Source organism: Solwaraspora sp. WMMD792 (assembly GCF_029626105.1).
In the GTDB taxonomy this organism is placed as follows: Bacteria; Actinomycetota; Actinomycetes; order Mycobacteriales; family Micromonosporaceae; genus Micromonospora_E.
The window spans coordinates 4,970,938-4,987,388 of sequence record NZ_JARUBH010000009.1 but is presented as its reverse complement, the minus strand read 5'-3'; the positions used below and the strand labels follow the sequence as shown (position 1 = coordinate 4,987,388).

At 71.2% G+C, this 16,451-nt stretch carries 17 protein-coding genes; 6 read left to right on the top strand and 11 right to left on the bottom strand.

What is annotated here, in order from left to right:
* The 4 genes from O7629_RS23290 to O7629_RS23275 all read right to left on the bottom strand — a co-directional run bounded on the left by O7629_RS23290 (position 1) and on the right by O7629_RS23275 (position 4,176).
* Positions 1-1,254 (bottom strand): helix-turn-helix domain-containing protein, encoded by a 1,254-nt coding sequence (locus tag O7629_RS23290; protein ID WP_278171761.1) that lies wholly within the window; start codon positions 1,252-1,254, stop codon positions 1-3.
* Positions 1,255-1,336: 82 nt separating this feature from the next.
* The gene (locus tag O7629_RS23285; RefSeq protein ID WP_278171760.1) at positions 1,337-1,510 is read right to left on the bottom strand and encodes a hypothetical protein; all 174 of its coding nucleotides are present in this window, start codon (positions 1,508-1,510) and stop codon (positions 1,337-1,339) included.
* A 233-nt stretch (positions 1,511-1,743) separates the two neighbouring features.
* Complete coding sequence (locus O7629_RS23280) at positions 1,744-2,898, bottom strand: helix-turn-helix transcriptional regulator (RefSeq protein WP_278171759.1); 1,155 nt, start codon at positions 2,896-2,898, stop codon at positions 1,744-1,746.
* A 1,020-nt stretch (positions 2,899-3,918) separates the two neighbouring features.
* A complete protein-coding gene (locus O7629_RS23275) occupies positions 3,919-4,176 on the bottom strand; it encodes a hypothetical protein (RefSeq protein WP_278171758.1) in 258 nt (85 codons plus the stop codon).
* 227 nt (positions 4,177-4,403) lie between these two features.
* Here O7629_RS23275 and O7629_RS23270 point away from each other — a divergent pair, with 227 nt between their 5' ends.
* Positions 4,404-4,835 (top strand): hypothetical protein, encoded by a 432-nt coding sequence (locus O7629_RS23270; protein WP_278171757.1) that lies wholly within the window; start codon positions 4,404-4,406, stop codon positions 4,833-4,835.
* A gap of 452 nt (positions 4,836-5,287) precedes the next feature.
* On the opposite strand, the gene O7629_RS23265 is transcribed toward O7629_RS23270, so the two are convergent.
* Positions 5,288-5,626 carry a co-chaperone GroES gene (locus O7629_RS23265; RefSeq protein ID WP_123605868.1) on the bottom strand — a complete coding sequence of 113 codons (339 nt, stop codon included), beginning with the start codon at positions 5,624-5,626 and terminating at the stop codon, positions 5,288-5,290.
* Positions 5,627-5,747: 121 nt separating this feature from the next.
* On the opposite strand from O7629_RS23265, the gene O7629_RS23260 reads away from it, so the two are divergent.
* Entirely contained in the window at positions 5,748-7,094 is a 1,347-nt protein-coding gene (locus tag O7629_RS23260) for an AI-2E family transporter (RefSeq protein ID WP_347403691.1), read from the top strand.
* A gap of 46 nt (positions 7,095-7,140) precedes the next feature.
* On the opposite strand, the gene O7629_RS23255 is transcribed toward O7629_RS23260, so the two are convergent.
* A complete protein-coding gene (locus O7629_RS23255) occupies positions 7,141-9,246 on the bottom strand; it encodes an ATP-dependent DNA helicase (protein WP_347403690.1) in 2,106 nt (701 codons plus the stop codon).
* Between the two features lie 151 nt (positions 9,247-9,397).
* Here O7629_RS23255 and O7629_RS23250 point away from each other — a divergent pair, with 151 nt between their 5' ends.
* The 4 genes from O7629_RS23250 (at position 9,398) to O7629_RS23235 (ending at position 12,684) form a co-directional block, all read left to right on the top strand.
* Entirely contained in the window at positions 9,398-9,904 is a 507-nt protein-coding gene (locus O7629_RS23250; RefSeq protein WP_278171755.1) for a DUF402 domain-containing protein, read from the top strand.
* 96 nt (positions 9,905-10,000) lie between these two features.
* Complete coding sequence (locus O7629_RS23245; RefSeq protein ID WP_278171754.1) at positions 10,001-10,909, top strand: PPK2 family polyphosphate kinase; 909 nt, start codon at positions 10,001-10,003, stop codon at positions 10,907-10,909.
* Positions 10,910-11,047: 138 nt separating this feature from the next.
* The gene (locus tag O7629_RS23240; RefSeq protein WP_278171753.1) at positions 11,048-11,674 is read left to right on the top strand and encodes a DUF47 family protein; all 627 of its coding nucleotides are present in this window, start codon (positions 11,048-11,050) and stop codon (positions 11,672-11,674) included.
* A gap of 5 nt (positions 11,675-11,679) precedes the next feature.
* Positions 11,680-12,684, top strand: a complete 1,005-nt coding sequence (locus tag O7629_RS23235) for an inorganic phosphate transporter (protein WP_278171752.1) — start codon at positions 11,680-11,682, stop codon at positions 12,682-12,684.
* Here the strand turns inward: O7629_RS23235 and O7629_RS23230 are convergent.
* The 5 genes from O7629_RS23230 to O7629_RS23210 form a co-directional block, all read right to left on the bottom strand.
* Positions 12,677-13,036, bottom strand: coding sequence for an arsenate reductase ArsC (locus tag O7629_RS23230; protein ID WP_278174650.1), 360 nt, complete (start codon positions 13,034-13,036; stop codon positions 12,677-12,679). The two genes, O7629_RS23235 and O7629_RS23230, sit on opposite strands and share 8 nt — an antisense overlap.
* Positions 13,037-13,121: 85 nt before the next feature.
* Positions 13,122-13,919 carry an aquaporin gene (locus O7629_RS23225; RefSeq protein WP_278171751.1) on the bottom strand — a complete coding sequence of 266 codons (798 nt, stop codon included), beginning with the start codon at positions 13,917-13,919 and terminating at the stop codon, positions 13,122-13,124.
* Entirely contained in the window at positions 13,916-14,578 is a 663-nt protein-coding gene (locus O7629_RS23220) for an arsenate reductase ArsC (protein ID WP_278171750.1), read from the bottom strand. Before O7629_RS23220 ends, O7629_RS23225 begins: the two co-directional genes overlap by 4 nt.
* A complete protein-coding gene (locus O7629_RS23215; RefSeq protein WP_278171749.1) occupies positions 14,571-15,350 on the bottom strand; it encodes a helix-turn-helix domain-containing protein in 780 nt (259 codons plus the stop codon). The genes O7629_RS23220 and O7629_RS23215 overlap by 8 nt, the downstream gene beginning before the upstream one ends.
* Positions 15,351-15,444: 94 nt before the next feature.
* Positions 15,445-16,416 (bottom strand): Gfo/Idh/MocA family oxidoreductase, encoded by a 972-nt coding sequence (locus tag O7629_RS23210; protein WP_278171748.1) that lies wholly within the window; start codon positions 16,414-16,416, stop codon positions 15,445-15,447.
* Positions 16,417-16,451: the final 35 nt, after the last annotated feature.

Below are 16,451 nucleotides of genomic sequence, written 5' to 3'. Positions count from 1 at the left end.
TCAAACCGGCCGGATGAGGGTCATGGAGGTTCCCTCGTTTCCAGATCTCGTCAGCCCGAGCGCCGTCGCCAGCCGGCCGACGCCGGCGAGCTGCGGTCCGCACCGGGCGATCTCAGCCACGACGGTACGGGCGGCAGGCCGGCAGCGGATTTCAGCCGGTGCGACGCGGTCCGCCTCGACGAGCCAGCGTCCCGCCGCCGTGAAGTCACCGACGTCGAGGTACGCGCGTGCGGCGTCCACCAGGTACGCCGCCCGGTGTTCGGCCGGCAGCCCACGCCATGCCTGCTGCTGGGTGGCTGTCTCGTGTCGGCGTACCGCCTGCCGGGCATCGCCCGCCTCCACCGCCGCCACGATGTGCGCCAGCTCGACGGCCGCCGGGCTGAAGCTCGCCGTCCGGTAGTCCTGCCCGTCGCCGATCCGCGCGGCGACGCCTTCGGCCTGCCGGAGCAGCTCACCGACACTGTGAGTGTCGCCGCAGCCGGCGGCGGCCAACCCGGCCTGCAGCAGCAACGTCCCGTACACCGCCCGGGAACCCGGTCTCGCCTTCCCATTGGTGGATGCGGCGACCCGGTCGGCGGCGGCGACCGCCGTGGTCATCGCCAGCCGGCTCTGGCCCAGCCCGCGCAGCGCCTGTGCGAGCGGCACCGCCGCCGACCCGGCCAGTAGCGGATCGCTGCCAGCCGTGGCGAGTGCCCGGTCGGCGGCCAGCCAGGCCAGGTCCGACTCGCCGACTTTGACCAGCACGAGCGCCACGACCCGGTACGCCTGCACCAGCAGACCCGTCCCATGTTCTGGTCGCGCGGTGTGCAGCCGCCGTGCGGCGTCCAGCAGCTCCGGCACCGTCCGCAGCAGCCGTGGATGGTCCCCGTGCCGGTACGTTGACCAGGCGTGCTCCACCCGCTGCGACACCTCCCCGGCATCGGGTGCTGCCCAGGTCGGGCCGGCGGCGAACACCTCGTAACGCGCGAGTGCCGCCCGGACCGCCTCGACACCGGCCGGCGCGCCGCCGATCTGTGGCTGGCCGGTGTCGCCCAGCAACTCCGTCGGGTCGACCCGCAGCACGTCGGCAACCTGCTGGATCAGCGAGAACCGGTCCAACCGCCGGACCCCGCGCTCGACCTTCTCCACCCAGCTCTTCGACCGGCCGATCCGGTCGGCGAGCACCTGCTGGGTCATCCGCCGCCGCACCCGCCACAGGGCAACCCGCCGCCCGACCGCCACACTCACGGCGCACGGCCGGGTGGGCACGGCCACGGCGTCCCCTCCGGGCACACCGCACAACACCACGACGGACGCGTCGGCTCGTGCACCGGCCCACCGCCGGCCTGGGGCTTCTTCACCGGAGGTAGTGCCGGCCGGCGTTACCGCCCCGGCGCTCCGCTCGATCGGTCCGGGTCGCCGGCCGCCGGTCCGGCGGCGGCACCGTACGGTCGGCGTACCGCCGCCGGCCCGGCACCGGGTAGACCACATCGACCGGTATGTCCGCACGCTGAAACCACTTCCCGAACACAGACGTCCCCCTCGACGAGTGTGGAGGGCGGCGACCCGAGGTGGCTCTCCGTGTCGACCCCGGGCCGCCGCCGTAGACGGGCCCGACGCGCGAAAGGGCGATCACGGGATGCGACGTCGGGCCCTGCTGGCAGGTCGCTGATCCACAGGTGATGCGACCTGGTCCCAGCCTGACCGGCGCTCGGCCGACGGTCTACAGTGTCGCCGTCCGCCAGCGCTGGCTACTGTCCGCCGTCACATCGATGGCTGATGGGTCGCGCACAGCTCATCCAACTCGGCCGCCGGCACCCCTACCTCGGCCAGACCCCGGCGGACGCGTTCGACCCGCCACCAGTTCGACGCCGCGACCCGGCCCGAGGCGACCGCCGCCGCGACCTGCGCTATCGACTCGTGCGGGTCAATTGGCAGCACGGCCTGGCCGAGATCCAACCGGGCCGACGCGATCCGCCGGGGGCGGCTGCCCTCGGCGAGCAGCCTGGACAGGACCTCGCTGGCCTCGGTGGCGGCAACCGGATCACCGACCCACGCCAAGGTGGTCGCCGCGTAAGCTCGGGCTTTGCCCGGGTCGTAGCGGTAGTGATGCTCGGGCCGGTCCGGCTGGCTCAACGGCGACACCATCCGCTCCAGCTGGGCCAGTCGTTGCCCGGTGGCCGGTCGGTCGCCGAGCAGCGCCAGCGCCCGCCCGGTCTGCGCGGTCGCTTGCAGTTTGACGCTGCTTCCGGTCGGAGCGATGTTCTGCGCGCCCTCGGCCAGGCCGAGCGCGGTCGCGGGGTCGCCGGCAGTGAGGGCCTCCCACGCGCGCGTTTCCAGGCACCATGCGCGGATCTCAGCGTGCTCGGTGTGGGCGGCCATCTCGCTGGCCGTGTGCAGGTGCCCGGCAGCGGCGCCGTTTCGGCGTAGATCGATCAGCACGGTAGCGGTGAGCAGCGACAGCCATCCCCCGGCGACGAGGATCCGTCGGTGCTGGCCCAGCGTCATTCGGCGGCCGGAGCTGATCAGGGTGGTGACGTAGGTCAGGTGCTGGCGGATGCGAGGAAGGAGGACGTGGGACGCGGTGACGGGGTAGGCGACGGCAAGCTCGTCAACGGCTGCTTCCAGGCCAGCGAGGGTGCTACTGCTGATGTCGGTGGCCGCGACCCGGCGGGCCAGCTCGACGGAATCGTGTGCCCCGTCGTCGGTGAGCATCGCGGAGAGCACTCCGCCGGATTCGAGTACGTCGTCGAGCCTACCGGCGATCTCAGGCGTCGGTGTCTTGCGACCGGTTTCCAGATCGTGCAGATACGACTTGGCGTAGTGCGCCTTCGCGGCGAGATCACGCAGCGAAAGCCCGGCCTGCTGACGCAACCGGCGCAAGGTCGACGGCCATCGCGGGTCGATGATGCGAGTCACGCACGTCACCACCTTGTCTGCTGCCGGGTGGCACCGACCGAAATCCTCCCGGCTCTTGCCGTCACACCAGACGTTACTCCGCGTACCCATCACCACACAGGATCCTCTCGGCACAGAGCGTGGAGGGCGGCGACCCGAGGCGGCTCGGCGTGTCGACCCCGGGCCGCTGCCCAGCGGGCGGGCCCGACGCGCGAAAAGGGCGATTGCGGGGGTACGGCGTCGAGCCCAGCTAACGCGAGGTATCGCAGTACTGCACATGCCGTTGCGAACCTGGCGTACGAGGCGGCTAGTGAACCTCTATGAGTAGCATGGCGATAACGTGCAGTGATGTCTACTGTTCAACCGTTCGTCGGCCGCTTGCAAACAGCCCGCCGCAGCCGAGCGGACCCGGTGGCATCGGCAACGGTTTGGACCTCTTCGGGTGTCTGAATGCTCGCGTCCTGATCCCCGACCTCTGCATGCACGTCGGCAAGCGCGAGAAGGTAGTCGCCAGCCCACTCGGCGTGCCGCTGCACATCGGGAAGGGCGGCAAGGCCAGCGGTCAGGTCGCTGATCGCGGCATTGGCTGCCCGGCGATCGGTGCTGGCGTGGATGGCGTGTACGAGCCTTGCGAATCATTTCGGTCGCCGCCCGGCGATCATCACATGGACCACCGCGCACGCCGGCTGCAACGTGTCGTACGCCCGCTCGGGACAACTCCGCGACCTCCGTTGGCCGGCCGCTCAGCTTTGCAAGGTGCCCGCGGAAGCTGATCACGAGAGCGATCAGGTCCACATCGCCGGCCGCTCTAGCGGCCGCCTCAGCTTGGGCGACGGTACGGCGAGCGGTCCATACTGGCCGAGGGTCATTGCTCACACAGATAGCTTGCCGAGTACGCGACCTGGCGGCCCGGCCCTCGGTAGGACAGCCCAGCGGCTTGCCGCAACGACCGCAGAGTGGTTGGCCAACGGGGATCGAGAATGATCGGACACGGATCAGCTGACATGGCGTCGGCGTGTCGAGTCGATGGGGCGTAGTGGATCAACGCAGAGCGGCGGCGTCAGGATGGCTGAGCCGCAGCCACACTGGAGCGTCGGCGGCCAGCTCGCTGAGCACCGCCGTCGCTTCCGGCCAGTCCCGCAACTCGGCGTGCGCGCGGGTGACATCGGGTCGATGCCGCCGGGAGGTGATCGCGGCACCGCCCCGGCGTACGTCGGCAGCCAGGTCGAGCGCGCGGCGCGGCTCGCCAGCGACCACCGCTGCCTCGACCCGCGTCATGTCGACCCTGCTCGACCGCATCCCGCCGACGATGAAGCCGGCCCTGGCGCAGCAGCAACCACGTCGTTTCGCTTGACCGTGGCCGCGCTCGGCAGCTCGTCACCTACGGCTGCGGCGGTGTGGAAGTGATCATTACCGCGGGTGTTCGTATCGTCACTCACATCTTGCCCAGGGGTGGGGGGATAGTTAAACTTCGAAGCCTGCCGGATCCTCGATGGATCCCCCTTCGGTGCGGTCATTGGAGACTCATGAGGCGCTATCTGCAACAGGTCCTGGCGTTCTTCGCCTTCGCCTTTCTGGCCGTCGGATCGTCGACACTGGTCGCCGCGACACCCGCCCAGGCGTTCGGCAACGAGACCTTTGGCTGCCGCGTGACGCCGGGGACAGATACCACTTGGCGGACGACCTGCTCCAACACGGTTCCGGCAAGTTCCTACAATGTCCGCTTCGCGGTCCTCAATCAGTCGGGCGGCGGGTACACCTACTCGTGGAACATCAGCGGGACCAACCACTACGTGAGCAGCGGTTGTACCTCCACGTCGTCATCGTGCGTGGTGACCGTGTCGAACAACCAGGATCATTTCATCAACGCCACGGTCACTTACAGCAAAGACGGACAGAGTGCGACCAGGCATGCCGAGGCCTTCACCCTCATGTACTGCGGCGATCACCTCTGCTGACCCGTCGAAGGCGCCTGACCGGACGTCACTTCAAGCTCACCTGCATCTGATCGGCGTAAGACGCCCGAGCTACCCGGCTGCGGTTTTGCGGGAGGTGGGTGATCGGGCTGTTGAGGCGGTCACCCGGTACAACATCGCGATGGATTACCGGGCGGGAACGAAACCTCGACAAGGCGATCGACGACCTCGAACTCGTCATCGGTCTCGACCGCAGGTCGAGCACCCGGACCTTGCCTCCGACACCGCCCTGTTGGAACAGGTCCGCCAGGAACGAGCGGCAGCGCAGGAAGCGACCTGAACGCCGGGAAGCAGGTCTGCGCAGGGATCGGATGCAGGTGATCCGACGTGGTGTCGGCGTGTCGAGTCGATGGGACGTAGTGGATTATGGGCAGGTAGCACCGACGCCGACGGCCCAGTCGGCTGCCGGAGCAACTGGAGTCAGGGACCGGGAGTCAGAGGTACAGGCCGGTGGAGTCTTCTTCGACCCGCTGGGCGGCCACCGCGTGCACGTCGCGTTCGCGGAGCAGGACGTAGCCCCGGCCGTGCAGCTCGACCTCGGAGCGGTCCTCCGGGTCGAACAGCACCCGGTCACCGGTGACGATCGAGCGTACGTTCGGTCCGACCCCGACCGTGGTCGCCCAGGACAGTCGCCGGCCCACCGACGCGGTGGCCGGGATCACGATGCCGGCGGTGGAGCGGCGCTCGCCCTCGCCGCCTTCGAGTTTGACCAGCACCCGGTCGTGCAGCAGGCGGATCGGCAAACCGTTGTCGTGTGGTGGGTCGGCGGTCACGACCGAACCGTACCGCGTGCGTGTGCGGGCCGGTCGCGGGTGGGTCGGCCGGATGGTTGCCCGATGCCCGTACGGGGCACATCGGGGAGAGTCCAGGGAGGTAGCGGCAGCAACGACGCACATGTGCCCGCTACCGTGTACGCACCGATACTCGACTCCGGGGGTTCGCTTGAGCCGGCTGCAACAGATGAGAGGGCGGCTACGCCAGGCGTACGAGGCCGGGCGGGAGTCGGTGCGGACCGCCCGGGAGCGGGAACGGTCCCGCCGGGCAGCCGCTGCGGCCGGTGCCGCCGACGAGCTGACCGGCGCGGGTGCCGAGCCGGGCGCGGAGACCCCACCGCCGGGCGACGGACACCTGTCGACCACGAGCCGCGACGACGCGGACGTGCCGCACGCGCTCCGGATCGCCGCCGCCTGGTCGTGGCGGTTGATCGTGATCGGGATCGTCGGCTGGGCGTTGCTGCGGGTCATCGGCAACGTCCGGATCGTCATCATCCCGTTGCTGGTGGCGCTGCTGCTCGCCGCGTTGCTCGCCCCGGCGGTCGGCTGGCTGCTGCGGGCCCACGTGCCCCGCACCCTGGCCACGGCGGTAGTGCTGATCACCGGGCTGGCCGGGGTGGTCGGCACGCTGACCCTGGTGGTCAACGAGTTCATCACCGGCCTGCCCGACCTGAGCGAGAAGGCGTCCAGCGGCATCGGGGAGATCCAGAAGTGGCTGCGCACCGGGCCGCTGAAGCTCGACGACGGCCAGCTCGACCAGTACGTCGAGGCCGGTCAGAACTGGATCAACGAGAACACCCAGACGTTGACCAGCGGCGCGGTCTCCACCGCCGGGACGGTCGTGGAGCTGTTCACCGGTGCGCTGCTGGTGCTGTTCTCGACGTTCTTCTTCCTCCGCGACGGGCAGCGGATCTGGCGGTTCATCGTCGGCATGTTCCCGCTCGCGGCGCGCTGGCGGGTCGACGACGCCGGTAGCGCGGCCTGGATGACCCTGGTCGCCTATGTCCGGGCGACCGTGCTGGTGGCGTTCATCGACGCCGTCGGCATCGGGATCTTCCTGGTGCTGTTCGACATCCCGTTCGCGTTCGCGCTGGCCGCGCTGGTGTTCCTGGGGGCGTTCATCCCGATCGTCGGTGCGACGCTGTCCGGCGCGGTGGCCATCCTGGTGGCCCTGGTGGACAGCGGCTGGGTCACCGCGTTGATCATCCTGGGCGCGGTGATCGGGGTGCAGCAGCTGGAGGGCAACGTCCTGCAGCCGCTGATCATGGGGCGGGCGGTGGCGATCCACCCGCTGGCCGTGGTGTTGGCGGTGACCTCCGGCGTGGTGCTGGCCGGCATCGTCGGCGCGCTGGTCGCCGTACCGCTGATCGCGGTGCTGAACACGGCGGTACGCCGGCTGGCCCGCCGCCGGCACGTCCCGCCGCCGCCACCGCCGGAGTCCGTGGTGATCGGCACCAGCCCTCCGTGACCCGACCACGGCCGCCCGGCGGCCTACCCGCCCAGCTCGCGGCGGGTCAGCTGGCGGCCAGCCGGCGCAGGGCGCCCTGCACCACCTCGGGCCGGGTGGTGTACCAGAACGGCGGCAACGAACGGCGCAGGAACGCGCCGTAGCCACGGGCGGTCTCCAACCGGGAGTCCAGCACCGCCACGACACCCCGGTCACCGGTGGACCGGATCAGCCGACCGGCGCCCTGCGCCAGGCGTACCGCCGCGATCGGCACGCTGACCGCCGCGAACCCGGAGCCGCCGGCGGCGTCCACGGCGGCGGCGCGGGCGGCGGCCAGCGGCTCGTCCGGCCGGGGGAACGGCAGCCGGTCGATCACCACCAGTTGGCAGGCGTCGCCGGGCACGTCCACCCCCTGCCACAGCGACATCACGCCGAACAGGCAGCTCGCCTGATCTTCCCGGAACCGGCGGACCAGCAGCGGCAACGCCTGCTCGCCCTGCACGTGCACGGTCAGCCCGGTCCGGGCCCGGACCAGCTCCGCGGCCTGCTGCGCGGCCCGCCGGGACGAAAACAATCCGAGGGTACGGCCACCGAGTGTGCCGATCAGCGACAGCAGCTCCTCGCCGGCCTGGGCGGGCAGCCCGGAGACGGTCGGCCGGGGCAGGTGCGCGGCGACGTACAGGATGCCCTGCTTGGGGTAGTCGAACGGGGAACCGACGTCGAGTGACCGCCAGCTGAGATCGTCGGCCGTGACCGCCTCGGCCTGCTCGGTGGCCGGGGTGGCGGTCTCCAGACCCAGCGACCGGGCCACCGTGTCGAACCGGCCGCCGAGGGTCAGGGTGGCGGAGGTGGCCACCACGGTCCGCTCCTCGTAGAGGTGGCTGGACAGGGTGCCGGCCACCGACAGCGGTGCCACCACCAGCGCCCGGCGGTTGGCGGCCGGACCGTCCGGCTTCTCCACCCAGGCGACGTCGTGTTCGGCCTCGTCGAGCAGCCGTTGGGCGGTGGTGGAGAGCTCGTCGAGCACCGACTTGGCCTGCTGTTTGCGGACCGGGTCGGGATCGTCGGCCTTGATGTCGCCGATCTTGTCCAGCGCGGCCCGGGTGGCCGACTCCAGCAGGGTGCACGCCTCGTGCAGCGCCGGCGGCAGACCGCTGGTCAGCCGGCCGGCAGGCGACTCGCCCAGCCCGACGGCGAGGGCGTCGCCGGCCTCGGTGAGCTGCTCGGCGGTCTCCGGCGGCAGCAGCGGCCGGGCCCGGCGGGCGGCCCGGTCGATCGCGTCGGGGGTGAGCTCGGCCTGGGCGGCCGACGAGACCCGGTCGGCCAGCTCGTGGGCCTCGTCGACGATCAGCAGCTTGTGCGGCGGCACGATGTGTCGGCCGGCGAGCATGTCGACGGCGAGCAGGCTGTGGTTGGTGACGACCACGTCGGCTTCGCGGGCCCGGAACCGGGACGCCTCGGCGAAGCATTCTTCGCCGTACGGGCAGCGGGCCGCCCCGACGCATTCCCGGGCGGGCATCGACACCTGCCGCCACACCTGGTCGTCGACGCCGGGGTCCAGCTCGTCGCGGTCGCCGGTGTCGGTCTCCATTGCCCAGTCGCGCAACCGTTGCACCTGCTTGCCGAGCCGGTTCGCGGCACCCAACCAGCGGGTGCCGCCGCCGCTGCCACCGTTGCTACCGCCGCTGTCGCCGTTGTCGCCGGCGGCGTCGAACAGGTCCGTCGGCTCCTCCTCGGCCGAGTCCTCCAGCCGGGCCAGGCACAGGTAGTGGTGCCGGCCCTTGAGGACGGCGAAGGTGGGCCGGCGGCGCAGGATCGGCTCGACCGCGTCGGCGAGCCGGGGCAGGTCGTGCTCGACCAGCTGCGACTGCAGCGCCAGGGTGGCGGTGGAGACCACCACCGGGCCGTCGACGGTCAGCGCGGGTGCCAGGTAGGCCAGCGATTTGCCGGTGCCGGTGCCGGCCTGCACGAGCAGGTGGTGCCGGGTACGGATGGCGTCGGCGATCGCCGCCGTCATCTCCTGCTGGCCGGGTCGGGCCGAGCCGCCGGGGACCGCGCCGACCGCGGCGGCGAGCAACTGGGCGGCGCTCGGCCGGCCGGTGCCGGAGCGGCCGGCCGGGCGCGGCGGGGCCGCCGGAGCGGACGCGGTGCTGGTGGTCGTCGCAGGGGTCACCCGGTGACAGTACCGATCACCACCGTCGTCCCAGCGGTCATCCACAGCCCATCGGCCGGTGTCGGCCGGTGTCGCCCGGGGCTGTCGCCGGCACTGGGGCGTCACCTGCACGTTGCCTTCCGGTGGGCGGCCATCGGTTAAGGTGCGACACATGTCGAGCGATGTCGTACGGGTGGTCTATCGCAAGTACGACGGTTCGGCCCACCGCGACTATCCGGCCCGCCGGTTGACTGAGGACGAGGTCGGCGTGTGGCTCGGCGTGCCCCGGGGCACCGAGTCGATCTACCACGGTCGCCCGTCGGTGGAGCAGATCCCGTTCGTCTTGCTGGTGCCGCGTGAGCAGTGGTGGACCTGCATGTTCAACCCGCCGCCGCGCACCAGCGAGGTCTACTGCGACATCGCCAGCCCGGCCCGCTGGGAGGACGAGTCCACCGTACACCTCATTGATCTTGACCTTGATGTGGTGCGGCGCCGGGCGACCGGTCTGGTGGAGCTGCGCGACGAGGACGAGTTCGCCGAGCACCGGGTGCGGTACGGCTACCCGGACGACCTGGTGGAGTCGGCCTGGGCCGCGGCCCGATGGCTGCAGGACGCGCTCGGCGACGGCACCGAGCCGTTCGCCTCGGCCTACCGGAAGTGGCTGGCGCTGGTCTGCTGATCCGGCGGGCTCGCCGGTCGGCCGGTCGGGTAGCGGTCGGCTGGTCGGGTAGCCGTCGGCTGGTCGGCCGGGGGCCGGCTGGGTGATGATCGTCGGATGACTGCTGACCTGTACGAGCCACCTGTCCGGGAACTGCTACGGGTCGGCGCCGGCCGGCCGGTCGACCTCTCCGCGATCGACCCGAGGTCGACGCCAGGGCTGCCGGCGCTGTCGGTGACCGGGCCGGACCGCAAGTCGTGGGCCCGCGCCGAGGTCCGCCGGATCGGTGACGAACTGGCCGAGCAGCAGGAGATGCTGCACGCCCAGGCGGTCGCCGGCAGCGCGGCCGGCCGGCGGGTGCTGCTGGTGCTGCAGGCCATGGACTGCGGCGGCAAGGGCGGCGCGGTGAAGCGGGTGGCCGGCGCGATGAACCCGCTCGGCCTGCAGATCCGGGCGTTCGGGCCGCCTACCGAGGAGGAGTTGGGGCACCACTTCCTGTGGCGGATCCGCCGGGCGTTGCCGGACGCCGGCCAGGTCGGGGTGTTCGATCGGTCACACTACGAGGACGTCCTGGTGGTACGGGTCGAGTCGCTGGTGCCGGAGGAGACCTGGCGGGCCCGGTACGACGAGATCAACGAATTCGAGGCCGGGCTGGTCGACGAGGGTTTCGTGCTGATCAAGGTGTTCCTGCACATTTCCTACGGGGAGCAGCGGGAGCGGCTGCTGTCCCGGTTGACCGACCCGACCAAGCACTGGAAGTACCACCCGGGGGACGTGGACGCGCGTACCAAGTGGCCGGACTACCAGGCCGCGTACACGGAGGCGTTGAGCCGGTGTGCCACGGACGCCGCGCCCTGGTTCGTGGTGCCGGCCGACCGCAAGTGGTACCGGGACTGGGCGCTGGCGCACCTGCTCCGGGAGCACTTCGCGGACCTGGACCTGAGCTACCCGCCGGCCCGGTTCGACCTGCGCAAGGAGCATGCCCGGCTGCTCGCCGGGGACGGGCCGAAAGTGAACGGCGGATGAACAGAGACTGACTCGTAGGTGTACAGGGGTGGGCCGCGAGCAGACGCGATTCACTGTTCCCTAGCATTCCCTGCAGAGCGCGCGGGCGTTTCCCGTGGCCAGCCCCTGTTCCCCACCGTCTCCGACGAGGTCTGCGCTGTGAAGTTCTCCTTCCGCCCGGTCGAGGGCGCCTTCTATGAACTGTTCACCAAGGCCGCGCAGAACCTCGTGCGGGGCACCGAGCTGCTCAACGAACTCGCCCTGCCCGGCGTCGACGTCCAGTCGGTCAGCGAGCGGCTCACCGAGGTCGAGCACGACAGCGACCAGATCACCCACGACCTCTACAAGAAGATCAACTCGGCGTTCATCACCCCGTTCGACCGGGAGGACATCTACCGGCTCGGCAGCCAGCTCGACGACGTGATGGACCACCTGGAAGCGGTCGGCAACCTGCTCTACCTCTACGGTCTGACCCAGCTGCCGTCGCTGCCCCGGGAGATGCACGAGCTGATCGCGGTGCTCGACCAGCAGGCCCGGGTGACCGCCGACGCGATGCCCCGGCTGCGGGCGATGAAGAACCTCGACGACTACTGGATCGAGTGCAACCGGCTGGAGAACGAGGGCGACCGGGCGTACCGGATGCTGCTGGTCCGGCTCTTCTCCGGCGAGTACGACGCGCTCACCGTGCTGAAGATGAAGGAGGTCGCCGACGAGCTGGAGGCCGCCTGCGACGCCTTCGAGCACGTGGCCAACACAGTCGAGACCATCGCGGTCAAGGAGTCCTGAGCCGGGTGAGCGCCGAACTCATCGCCGTCCTCGCGGTGATCACCGTTGCCATGCTCTTCGACTACACCAACGGGTTCCACGACGCGGCAAACGCCATCGCCACCAGCATCTCCACCCGGGCACTCACCCCACGGGTCGCCCTGATCATGGCCGCCATCGGCAACTTCATCGGCGCCCACTTCGGCGCCGAGGTGGCCAAGACCGTCGGCAGCGGCCTGGTCGAGCTGCCGGCCGGCGTCTCCAGCCTCGGCATCGTCTTCGCCGGCGTGGTCGGCGCGATCACCTGGAACCTGATCACCTGGTACTTCGGGCTGCCGTCGTCGTCGTCCCACGCGCTGATCGGCGGCCTGGTCGGCTCCACCATCGCGGCCTCCGGCACGGTGCTCTGGGGCGGCATCGCCGGCGACGTGGTGCTGCCGATGGTGCTCTCCCCGCTGGTCGGCTTCGCCCTCGGCTTCCTGGTCATGCTCGCCGTGCAGTGGATCTTCCGCAACGGCCAGCCCGGCAAGCTCAACCGGGGCTTCCGGATCGCCCAGTCGGTCTCGGCGGCGGCGATGTCGGTCGGGCACGGCATGCAGGACGCCGCGAAGACCATCGGCATCGTGGTGCTGGCCCTGTTCGTCGGCGGGTTCCAGTCGGACGCCGAGACCATCCCGGAATGGGTCTTCTGGACCTCGGCGACCGTGCTGGCGCTGGGCACCTACGCCGGCGGTTGGCGGATCATCCGTACCCTCGGTCGCAAGATCATCGACCTGCGGCCGCCCGAGGGGTTCGCCGCCGAGACCGTCGCCAGCTCGGTGCTCTACTTCAACGCCCTGGTGCTCGGCGCGCCGATCTCCACCACCCACACCATCACCTCGGCGATCATGGGCGTCGGGGTGACCAAGCGGCTGTCCGCCGTACGGTGGAACGTCGCCGGCAACATCGTCGGTGCCTGGATCCTGACCTTCCCCGCCGCCGGCAGCATCGGCGCGGTGATGTACTTCGTCGTCCGCCCGCTGTTCAGCTGACCCGGCGCGCCGGGACCAGGTCGGCGAGCAGCGCCTCGACCCGGCGGCGGATCTCGTCGCGGATCGGCCGGACCGCCTCGACGCCCTTGCCGGCCGGGTCGGTCAACTGCCAGTCCTCGTACCGCTTGCCGGGAAAGACCGGGCAGGCGTCGCCGCAGCCCATCGTGACGATCACGTCCGAGGACTCGGCGGTGGACCACTCCAGCCGCTTCGGGGTCTGGTCGGTGATGTCGATGCCGACCTCGCGCATCACCTCGACCGCCGCCGGGTTGACCGACTCGGCCGGCGCCGAGCCGGCCGAGCGGACCTCGACCGCGTCGCCGCCGAGGTGACGCAGCCAGCCGGCGGCCATCTGGGACCGGCCCGCGTTGTGTACGCAGACGAACAGCACACTGGGCTTGCTCACGGTGTCTCCTTCGAGGGGTGGGGGCGGCAGGTCAGCGTCGGACGGTCGCCAGGTCGTCGGCCTCGTCGGTCGCCGATCCGCCCGGCTGGGCGGGATCTGCCGGCTCGGCGGGCTCGGCCGGCACCACGACCTGGTCGGCGGCGCGTCCCACCCCCGGGTAGAGCGCCAGCAGCAGGGCGACTCCGACGGCGAGCCCGACGACCTGGGCGACCAGGAACGCCGGGATCGAGGCGGGCTGGATGCCGGCGAAGGTGTCGGTGAAGCCCCGGCCGATCGTCACCGCCGGGTTGGCGAACGACGTCGACGAGGTGAACCAGTAGGCGGCACCGATGTAGGCACCGACCGCGGCCGGTGCCGCGCCGGCCCGGCCCGACCTGGCCAGCGCGAAGACCAGCAGGACCAGACCGGCGGTGGCGACCACCTCGCCGAGCCACAGGTTGCCCGCCGACCGCTCCTTGGCCGACCAGGTCACCGCCGGCAGGGCGAACATCAGGTTGGCCAGGATCGCCCCGGCGACGCCGCCGGCCACCTGCGCGGCGACGTAGCCGGTCAGATCCGGCAGGGTCAGACCGGTGCGGCTGCGTCGCCCGAGGAACCAGTCGGCGGTCGAGACGACCGGGTTGAAGTGCCCGCCGGAGACCGGGCCGAAGATCAGGATCAGCGCGCCGAGCGCGAAGGCGGTGGCGATCGAATTCTGCAGCAGCTGCAGCCCGACGTCGTCCGGCGACAACGTCTGGGCCATCACCCCGGAACCGACCACCGAGGTGACCAGCAGGGCGGTGCCGGCGAACTCGGCCAGCAGCCGTCGCCAGAGTGCGATCGGGTTCACGCGTTCTCCACTTTCTGTAGGTCGTCCAGCAGCCGGCGGACCCGGCGCTCGATCTCGTCGCGGATCGGCCGTACGCCGTCGACGTCCTGCCCGGCCGGGTCGTCCAGCTCCCAGTTCTCGTACCGGGTGCCGGGGAAGACCGGGCAGGCGTCACCGCAGCCCATGGTGACCACCACGTCGGCGGCGCGGACCACCTCGTCGGTCCACGGCTTCGGGTACTCGCCGGAGATGTCGATGCCGCGTTCGGCCATCGCCGCGATCGCCGCCCGGTTGACCTCGTGGCCCGGCTCGCTGCCGCCGGACCAGGCGACCACCGTGTCCCCGGCCAGGTGGGTGAGGAACCCGAGCGCCATCTGGCTGCGGCCGGCGTTGTGGGTGCACAGGAAGAGCACCACCGGGCGGCCGTCGTAGTGCAGGCCCTCGACCCGGGCCAGGGCCTGCAGCCGTTGCCGGGCGAACCGCTCGGCGAGCAGCGGCAGATAGTTGGGGATGGTGCTGCCGGTGGCGAACTGGTCGTAGCTGGACGCCAGGAACCGTTCGATCGTCTCGGTGTTGTAGGTGCCGTCGAACTCCCGGGCCAGCCGGGTCGCTGCGGTACGCAGCGCCACCTGCTGGTCGATGGACAGGTCGGGGCGGACGGCGTCGGTGACGTCAGACATGGTGGGCTCCGGTGGACGTGGGGGCGGTGGCCCGGCTGGTGATGGCGGGTGCCAGCCGGTGGACCCGGCCGGCGAGGTCGGCGTACGCGGCTTCGAAGGCGGCGTCGGTGTCCACCCGGACCGGGTCCGGCACCGACCAGTGCAGGTCGGGCGCACCGGCCCCGGTTAGCTCCTCGTGGGCGTTGTCGCAGACGGCGACGACCAGGTCGCCGTCGCCGACGACGGCCGACACGTGTGCGGTGCGGGCCGGGTCGAGGTCGAGGTCGAGCCGGCGGGCCAGCGCCACCGCCCGGGGGTGCACCCGGGTCGCCGGTCGGGTGCCGGCTGAGGCGGCCGGGGTCGGACCGGTGCGTTGCCAGAGCGCTGCGGCGAGCTGGGAACGGGCCGAGTTGTGGGTGCAGACGAAGACCACCCGCTCGACGCCGGCCAGCGGCGGTGGTGCCAGCCCGGCGAGGACGTCCGGCACCAGTTGCAGGTAGCTGCGGCGGCGGTCACCCTCGGACCGGGCGCGGCGCAGCAGGCCTGCTTCCTGCAGGACCTTGACGTGGTGGGCGACCAGGTTGCTCGGCAGCCCGAGCCGTCGACCCAACTCGCCGGGGGCGGCGTCGCCGAGGTGCAGCAGGTCGACCATGGCCAGCCGGGCCGGGTCGCCGAGCGCGGCGTGCACCCGGGCGCGCCGCTCCAGTTGCCCGGCGGGCATCCCGGCACGCCGCTCCAGCGGGCGGGCGGGTGTCGGCCGGTCGTCGGCACGGCGACTTACCTCAGTGTTCATTGACTCAATGATTACTGAGATATTTGGTGGAGTCAAGCCGACCGAGCGTCCGGACCCGGCCGGCAGACCGGGTCGGCCGAACTCCCGACCGGGATCAGTCGTAGCTGACGCCGATCTGACCGCGGATCGTGTCGAGCAGCTCCATGACCTCGAGGGTCACCACGTGTGGCACCAGCGGACTCTCCCGCAGACCGGCAGCCAGGCAGCGGTGCACCTCGGCCGCCTCGTACTGGTAGCCGTTGCCGGCCGGCTCGACCACCCGCACCACCTCCGGGTCCCCGGTGCCCCGGCGGAGCGTGAACTCGCTCGGGCAGATGAACGGGTCGGGCAGCGAGATCCGGCCGGTGCTACCGGTGATCGTCGCCGTCACCGGGGTAGCCCCGACGATGCCGCAGGTCAACGCGGCCACCGCGCCCGACTCGTAGCCCAGCAGCACGCCGGTGTTCTGGTCCACGCCCTCCGGGGTGAGTTTCGCCCAGGAGCGCACCGAGTCCGGCCGGCCGAGCACCAGATGCGCCAGGCTCACCGGGTAGATGCCCAGGTCGAGCAAGGCGCCGCCGCCGAGCGCGCGGTCGCGCATCCGGCTCTCCGGCGCGAACGGCCCGGCCAGGCCGAAGTCGGCGTGCACCGAGACGACCTCACCGATCGCGCCGTCGTCGACCAGCTCGCACACCCGGCGTACGGTCGGGTTGCACCGCATCCACATGGCCTCCATCAGGAAAACGTCCCGGGCCCGGGCGGTCTCCACCAGCTCGGTGCTGCTGGCCAGGTCGAGGGTGAACGGCTTCTCGCACAGCACCGCCCGGCCGGCGGCCAGGCAGGTCATGGTCGCGGCGTGGTGCGCCGAGTGCGGCGTCGCCACGTAGACGACGTCGACGTCACCGTCCGCGGCGAGCTCGTCCCACGATCCGTACGCCCGGGGAATGCCGTAGCGGTCGGCGAACGCCTGCGCGCTGGCCACCGAGCGGGAGCCGACCGCGAGCACCTCGGCGTCGGGCAACAACTGCAGGTCTTCGACGAAGCGGGCGGCGATGCCGCCGGTGGCGAGGATTCCCCAACTAGTCATGCGAGGCACGCTAGCCAGCGGGTCCGTGCGCGGCG